The sequence below is a fragment of the Limosilactobacillus coleohominis genome (assembly GCF_016901675.1).
GTDB lineage: Bacteria > Bacillota > Bacilli > Lactobacillales > Lactobacillaceae > Limosilactobacillus > Limosilactobacillus intestinavium.
Window position 1 is genome coordinate 1 of record NZ_JACJKU010000071.1, and the last position, 7,817, is coordinate 7,817.

The window sequence follows — 7,817 nt, forward strand, 5'->3', positions numbered from 1 at the left end:
AGATGTTTATAAGTCATTTGTGATGTTCCTTTACTTTTGTTTGTGGTTATTCAAAAGTCTATCACAAATGGCTTTTTTATTTTTCTAACTTAATTTTACAAACGGCGTAATAAAAAATCCAGGTCAAATGACCTGGATTTTTTATTAAGCACGTGACTTATAAGCACCATCAGCGGTGTTAACAATGATCTTGTCACCATTCTTAATAAATGCTGGAACAGTAACAACCAATCCTGTATTTAAAGTAGCTGGCTTTCCACCACCATCAATGGTTGCACCCTTGATTTCTGGTTGAGTGTCTGTAACTTCCAAAGTAACAGTAGCTGGTAATTCAACACCAACAATTTCACCGTTAACGAAGTCCATTTGTACTTCCATGTTTTCTTGTAAGTACTTCTTTTCTTCACTAATGTTAGCGTTTGGAACTTCATATTGTTCGTAGTTTTCCAAATCCATGAATACGGAGTTGTCTCCTTCTTCATAAAGATATTGAGTATTACGCTTATCAACATTAACTTGTTCAACCTTTTCGGAAGGACGCATTGTTGTGTGCACAATAGAACCAGAACGAACGTCTTGAATATCCATTTGCATCAAAGTGTTACCCTTACCTGGCTTGTGGTGGTTAATTTGTAAAACTCTAAGGAGCTTATCTCCACGCTTGAATACCATACCCTTTTTCAAATCAATTGTTTGAATCATTATTAGTACTCCTTCGTTACGAAAATTTCTGTTGCTGGTTTAAACAGCCACAGCATGCTTTTTCATTATATCATATATTAGAAATAGTTTTTAGAATGATCTGCTAGGATTATACTTTTGATAAATAAAGTTGGAGGCTGGTACTCTAATCAGGGTATATTGTTCTGCCATGTGGTTCACCCGACATCCCATCCCATTCAAAATGTTATTGTTATAACGAATTGACATTACTGCAGCAAATGCATGATTTGTTCGTTGATCTTCTTTTAAAATTTGTTTTTTATTCCACGGATATGCTGTGGAAGCAGTGCTTAGATAATGGTTACCATCTGCTATTGATCCATAACGTGAATTAGTCATGTTTTTATTACCAGTTGTCCAATAAGTATACGAAACTACTGGCCGTTTTCCAGACTTACTCCGGTTAACTTTAACGTAATAGTAATCACCCTTCACTTGGCCTAATTGCAATGCTTGGTATTTAGTATGCACTTGAACCTCTTGGGAATTGTGATAATCAACTGTTCTAAAAAACGATAGATAACACATTCCCCATAACCAAGCTAACGCAACCACCAATAAAATCACATAACGGATAAAAAGATTACCATTGTAACGTTTACCGGTTTTTGCAATCAGCATCAATTGTTTTACGCGAATATAATGGAAAACATAACACAAAAAGGCAATGGCACCTATCCATAGTAACCATCCTAACCAATTCCAAGTCATACCATTCTCTCCATTTCTGACACCATTGTGGTGACAATTTTGCTTAATAGTTATAGGTTTAATTGTACCACAATCTATTTATTCTTCGCCTTTTTTACCCAGAACAGTTATAATAGTAATATTGGTATATAACCTGTATGAATAAGGAGGACTTCAAGAATGGATGAAGGAAATAACCTTTCAATGGACATCATTAATTATGAAAAGGAACATGATTTGACTGATAACGAAATGGCATTTGGTAGTCAACTATCAGTTGAACGAGTTCATGATATTAAGTCCGAAGCCAGTGATGCAACTCCTGAAGAAGAAGGCTTACTTCGTCGCTTTATGGACTCTCACCAATAATCATTTAGTTTTTAGTTCAAATGATGATTTGAACTATTGATTAAGTTTTATAAAGCATCAAAAAGAGCACCAAGTGTTTTATTTCGTTAAACACTTAGTGCTCTTTTACATTCATTCAATTACAATGCTAACTGTAAAAAATTCATTTTATTCTGGATAATGGAAACTAACCGGCAACTGTTCAGGCTCAATCACTGCTTGCGGATTTTTTATTTTAGCCATCAAGGTTTTAATTAACTCATCTGCAATTTGATCAATTGGCTGAACTACTGTTGGCAAATCCGGTTCAATAGTCCTGATAATTTTGGAACCATCATATCCAGTTACTACAAAATCTTCATTTATTTTTTTACCAGCCCTTTTAGCAACATTACGAATTTCTAAGGCTTGAACATCATTATTAGCAATAACCGCATCATATTTCCCGGGAAATGTCTCTGTAAAGTTTACCCGTTTTGCATCCAAAGGGGTGTAGTTAACATGATGTTCAGTAAGATAATCAACCGTTCCCTGAATTCTATTAAGGGTTGGCGAAACAGAAGTATCCTCATCAATCATCACAGCAATCCGCTTTGCACCATGATCAACCACATATTTAGCAGATAATTGCCCTCCATGGTAACTATCACATTCTACAATAGGAATATTTCCAGCTAGATACCGATCAAATGATACTACTGTAGATGTAATCTGTTGATACTCACGAATCCCTAGATTATGCGAACTGGATATAATGCCATCAACTTGATTTGCCATTAACATACCTAAATAATCATGCTCGATCTGCTCATTTTCCGCCGATGACGCAATAATAGTTTTATAGCCAATGCTAAAGAGCCGATGCTCTAAGTCATTAATTAATTCCGCAAAAAAGGGGTTAGTCGTATTGGGAAAAATCAACCCAATAAATTTTGAAGGTTTCCCTTGCATTGCACGAGCTAATGCATTTGGCTGATAATTTAATTCACGCATGGCAGCATGAACTTTAGCAATTGTCTTTTTACTCAGTGACCCATAATTATTAATAACTCGAGAAACCGTGGTTACTGAAACACCTGCTAAATCCGCCACATCTTTCAATTTTGCTACCATTTTCAATTCACCCCATTATTAGTCATCTTATTATACCGCAAACTAATTACAAGAAAAAAGGGTTGAGATGGTAATCTCAAGCCCTCTTTTCTATCGTAAAGTGTTTTATTACTTTTGTTCCATAACGACATCGCCATTTGCAGTTACTGTAAAGGTCTTATTAGCTGCATCTGCATCTAGAACAGCAACGTTCTTACCATCCTTATCTTTACGAATAATCTTAATAGTAGTTTCTGTTGGGGTTTCAACTTTAATTGAGCCATCAAGATCAAATGCTGCGAACTTATTACGCCATGATAGCAAGTCTAAGAGGTTCTTAACAACAGGGCGTTGAACTTCTTTGGCAACCTCTTCCTTTGTGTAATAATGACGGTTAATGTTTCGACCTTCCTTGGTCTTTTCAAGTAATTCAAGGTCGTTAGAACCAGCTAATAATCCAACGTAGTAAACCATTGGAATTCCTGGTGCAAAGATTTGGAATGCCCGTGCTAAGAGGTATGCTTTGTCATTATCACCCAATGCAGAGTAATAAGTAGAGTTAATTTGATAGATATCTAAATTATGGTATTCAGCACTTGAATACTTACGTTTAACATTAGCACCAACCTTATAAAGCTCATTCGATGCGTAATCAATCTCATCATCAGTTAAAATATCCTTGGCATCAACTACACCGATACCATCATGAGTATCAAGAGTTGTAAATTGCTTCATCGGACTCATCTTTAGCCAGTGTGCTAAGCGCTCTGTCTTACCAGAATATAGAGTATATAGGGTAGTCATTGGTAATGTAAAGTCATAGATGAAGAAGTTGTGTTCAGAAATCTTTTGAGGAATTGTGTAGTGTTCATGGATTTCAGGTAAGATGATTGCCTTGTATGGAGCTAAAATATCTTGAACTTCGTTTAGAAGATCCCAAATCTCTGGCTCAACAAAGAAGTCGTTCGTGCCAACCTTCTTAACGGCATAAGCAAACGCGTCTAACCGGATCATATCAGCACCATGCTTAACCATGTCGATCAATGTTTCTTTGAAGAACTCGTTAGCTACCTTGCTCTTAACATTGATATCAATTTGTTCTTCACCAAATGTGTTCCAAAGATGTTCCTTAGTACCATCATCAAATTCAATTTCTTGTTCAGGTGCCTTATCTTTTCGCTTGTAAATCATATCAATGTCTTCTTGAGTTGGACGATTCTTACCAGCTTTTTCCCAGAATTTTTCCCAACGAATAAAGAAGTCATTATATTTAGAGTCATCATGTTTCTTTTTAAAATCTTGATACATTTCAGACTTCTTAGAAATGTGGTTGATCATGAAGTCAAACATTAAGTAATAGTCTTCACCCAATGATTCAACATCTTTCCAGTCACCAAAGGCTGAATCAACAACATCGTAACGGTATGGTGCAAATCCACGGTCACCAGTTGATGGGAAGAATGGTAGTAAGTGAACCCCACCAATTGCATCCCCAATGTACTTGTTCAAGACTTCATGTGTTTCCTTGATGTTCTTACCCATTGAATCAGAGTAAGTGATTAACATTGCTTTATTTTGAATTGGCATATTTATTCCTCCATAAAATACTTCTACTATTTATTAGCTTGACGACGAGTAGCAACAAAAATAATTAACGCAATTACTAAGAGTCCAATTCCGTAAACTAGGAATGGTGCTGCAAGACCATAACCACTCGTTGGCTGACCCATTAAATGGTTGGTCCATTCCGCAATTGTTGGGGAGAAGAAGGCCCCAAAATTAAAACCAATCAGAACCATAGAAGTTACTAATGGTTGACGGTTAGCCGGTGCTAAATCTGGTAACAGATTAAAAATTAACGGTGAAACAAGTTGTAATGGGAAACCAATTAATAACAGCCCAATTACTAACATTGCAAAGTTAGAACCAGCAAAGTAGAACAAGAAGTTCGACAATGCCATCAATCCTAATCCTAGGTAAACTGTACCAAAGCCAAGGCGTTTTTGGATTGAGCCGTATAACAAACCACCAAGTGTTGCCCCAATTAGCATTAGAGATAAGAAGTTAGAAGCACCTGTGTACTGAGCGCCCCGAATATTAACAGCCAGTCCTGAGAACCTGTTTTCCATTCCAACGTAATCAACGACTAGTAGAAAGGCAAATAGTACCAAAAGGTAGACCACCGGACTAATTTTCTTAATATCCTTACTATCTAAATCGTCAACCATTTCCTCATTTTCAGCGACAACTTTCTCTTCAACAGATTCAACCTCAGAATCATCAGGTACACGCATTCCAAAGAAGATCAGAACTACGAAAGCTAGTGCATAAACAAGGAAAGAAGCATGCCAGCCACTAATTGTTAACAAGAGCCCTGCAAGGAAAAGCGTACATGCCTGACCGATTTGTTCCGCAGCTGCACGCCAACCCAGCATCTGTGCTCTTGTTTCACCTTCATACCAAACAGAGATCATTGAGATAGCCTGTGAGTTATACAAACCATACCCAGCTCCAAGTAGCAACCGAGATCCTAAAATGATGGGATAACTGTGAATGTTGAAGAATGGTACTAGCCCCATTAAACCAACCACAGTAACACCAATCATAATCATTTTTTTATCAGAAATCTTAAACCACTGTTGGAGAAGTGGTGAAAGAACAACAAAGATCATCACTGCAAAAGACGGTGTGGTTGCCAAATACTCAGATTGTGTCTGAGTAACGTTTAAAGATGCTTTCAATTGTGGTAAAGCACTTTGTACAGCATAGGCACTCGTCAGCATAAACGAAACAGACAAAAATGCCAATTTCGTAACCATCGAATTCTTATTCCGCATTTTTTAACCTCATAACTACAGAAAATTATTAATGATTAGCTCATTAATTCACATAAAAATATATCAATCTTGTGCCAAATTGTCAAACGTTTATCAAAATGAAATTATTACAAATTTGTATCCTCATATCAATCGATAAATTATCATATTTATTTTTCGTCATTTACATACAACAGAATGATCCCTATTGATTCCTTTTTGTAAAAAATAATTTAAATAAAAATGATAAAATTCTTTGACCCCTCATGATAATAATGCTAAATTTGAGATGTTTAGAATCTTATGAATTTATTAAGATTCTTAATTTTCTTAATTATTAATCAAGCAATTATTAAAAAAGGAGATTTTCTTATGACCAACCATAATTCAGTGGATCAACCGCTCCACTACAAAATGTTCAAAAGTGGTCGTAATTGGATGTTTGCAAGCGTTGCTGCACTAACAATGTTAGCTGCTGGTGCTACTACTGCTCATGCGGATAGTCAAACAAATGACACTAATAATCAAACGCCAAATGCGGGAGCTAACAACAATAACGACAATTATACCAATTCTCAAGCCGCTATTAATGGTAGTGCCAACAATCAGCAAGCAAATAATGCTCAAAACACTCAAGCAGCTCAAGTGGACTTTAAAGTTAACACTAACAATACTAGCAATGCTGCGACTACTAACAACAATTCTAATGCTAACAATAATCAAACTGTGATGGCTCGTCAGGCTGTTGTTAGTCTGGTTCAAACACCAACTGCCAATAATCAAGCAGATATCAGTGCCATTCACTTTAGTAGCAACGCTAAATCTCGACAATTTATTGAAAGTGTTGCTCCTGGTGCCATTGAAGGCTGGAGAGAATACGGTGTTTTACCTTCCGTTACAGTCGCTCAAGCCATTCTAGAAAGCGGTTGGGGTGGCTCTGGACTTTCTACTCAAGCCCATAACTTATTTGGGATTAAAGGATCATATAATGGTCAATCTGTCACAATGCGAACTCGTGAAGTTTACGGTGGCCGAAGCGTTTATATCAACGATAGTTTCCGTGCTTACCCTAATAACTCTGAATCCGTAAAGGACCATGGTAACTTCCTTTACTCTAATTCTCGTTACCATAATCTTCTTGGTGACAAAAATTATGTCAGTGTTGCTAATAAATTACGCGCCGATGGTTATGCTACCGATCCAAACTACGCTAGTGCTTTAATTAACCTGGTTAGAACTTACGGGTTGGATCGACTGGACACCATTGCTTTTTCTGGTGCACAACCAGTAATTACTAATAAGAATAACAGTGGCAATAATAGTTATAATTCTGGTTACTACACTGTTCAAAGTGGAGATACCCTTTCCGGCATTGCCAACCAATTTGCAACTACTGTTCAAGCATTAGCTCAACTGAACGATATTTCTAACCCTAACCGGATTTACGTTGGCCAACGACTATTAGTGAAGACTGCATCAACACCTAAACCAAACCAACCAACCACCCCAAGCAACAACAATTCCACTGCCACTAGTTACACTGTTCAAAATGGTGAAAACTTGTCTGAAATTGCTAACAAGTTTGGTACTAACTGGCAAAATCTGGCCAAATTAAATAATATTTCTAACCCTAACCTTATTTATGCTGGTCAGGTATTGAAGTTAACTGCTGGTTCTACAAATTCTAATCACAGTTCAAGCACAGTTACTACTAATAGCGGTACTTATACTGTTAAGAGCGGTGACACTCTTTCCAAGATTGCCAACCAATTTGGTACCAACTATGAAACATTAGCTCGATTAAACAATCTTTCAAATCCTAACCGGATTTACGTTGGTCAAACTCTAAAAGTTAATGGTTCTGTTAATAACACTCAATCAACCGTTAACGTTCCAACTTCAACTACCGGTTCTTACACTGTTAAGAGTGGAGATACATTATCTGGAATTGCTGCTAAATTTGGAACTACCTATGAAGCTCTCGCTCAACGTAACAACATTAATAATCCAAATGAAATTTACGTTGGTCAAGTAATCCGTGTTAGTGGCCAAACACGAGTTTCTAACAATAGTGTTCGTGGAACATACGTGGTTAAAAGCGGTGATACACTCTCTGGGATTGCAGCTAACCACGGGGTTAGTTGGACT

At 36.9% G+C, this 7,817-nt stretch carries 7 protein-coding genes; 2 read left to right on the forward strand and 5 right to left on the reverse strand.

What is annotated here, in order from left to right; all coding sequences use genetic code 11:
• Window positions 1-144 precede the first annotated feature (144 nt).
• The gene (efp, locus tag H5975_RS06675; protein ID WP_178661514.1) at window positions 145-702 is read right to left on the reverse strand and encodes an elongation factor P; all 558 of its coding nucleotides are present in this window, start codon (window positions 700-702) and stop codon (window positions 145-147) included.
• 90 nt (window positions 703-792) lie between these two features.
• The gene (locus H5975_RS06680; protein WP_204785392.1) at window positions 793-1,434 is read right to left on the reverse strand and encodes an LVIS_2131 family protein; all 642 of its coding nucleotides are present in this window, start codon (window positions 1,432-1,434) and stop codon (window positions 793-795) included.
• 159 nt (window positions 1,435-1,593) lie between these two features.
• Between H5975_RS06680 and H5975_RS06685 the strand changes: the two genes are divergently transcribed.
• Complete coding sequence (locus H5975_RS06685) at window positions 1,594-1,782, forward strand: LBP_cg2779 family protein (RefSeq protein WP_204785393.1); 189 nt, start codon at window positions 1,594-1,596, stop codon at window positions 1,780-1,782.
• Between the two features lie 147 nt (window positions 1,783-1,929).
• Here the strand turns inward: H5975_RS06685 and H5975_RS06690 are convergent, their stop codons facing one another.
• From H5975_RS06690 to H5975_RS06700, 3 genes are all read right to left on the reverse strand, one after another.
• A complete protein-coding gene (locus H5975_RS06690) occupies window positions 1,930-2,874 on the reverse strand; it encodes a LacI family DNA-binding transcriptional regulator (protein ID WP_204785394.1) in 945 nt (314 codons plus the stop codon).
• A 108-nt stretch (window positions 2,875-2,982) separates the two neighbouring features.
• Complete coding sequence (gene gtfA / locus H5975_RS06695) at window positions 2,983-4,440, reverse strand: sucrose phosphorylase (RefSeq protein WP_204785395.1); 1,458 nt, start codon at window positions 4,438-4,440, stop codon at window positions 2,983-2,985.
• A 26-nt stretch (window positions 4,441-4,466) separates the two neighbouring features.
• Window positions 4,467-5,690 (reverse strand): MFS transporter, encoded by a 1,224-nt coding sequence (locus tag H5975_RS06700; RefSeq protein WP_204785396.1) that lies wholly within the window; start codon window positions 5,688-5,690, stop codon window positions 4,467-4,469.
• A gap of 351 nt (window positions 5,691-6,041) precedes the next feature.
• Here H5975_RS06700 and H5975_RS06705 point away from each other — a divergent pair.
• Window positions 6,042-7,817: LysM peptidoglycan-binding domain-containing protein (locus H5975_RS06705; protein ID WP_204785397.1), on the forward strand; the 1,776-nt coding region annotated here is incomplete at its 3' end.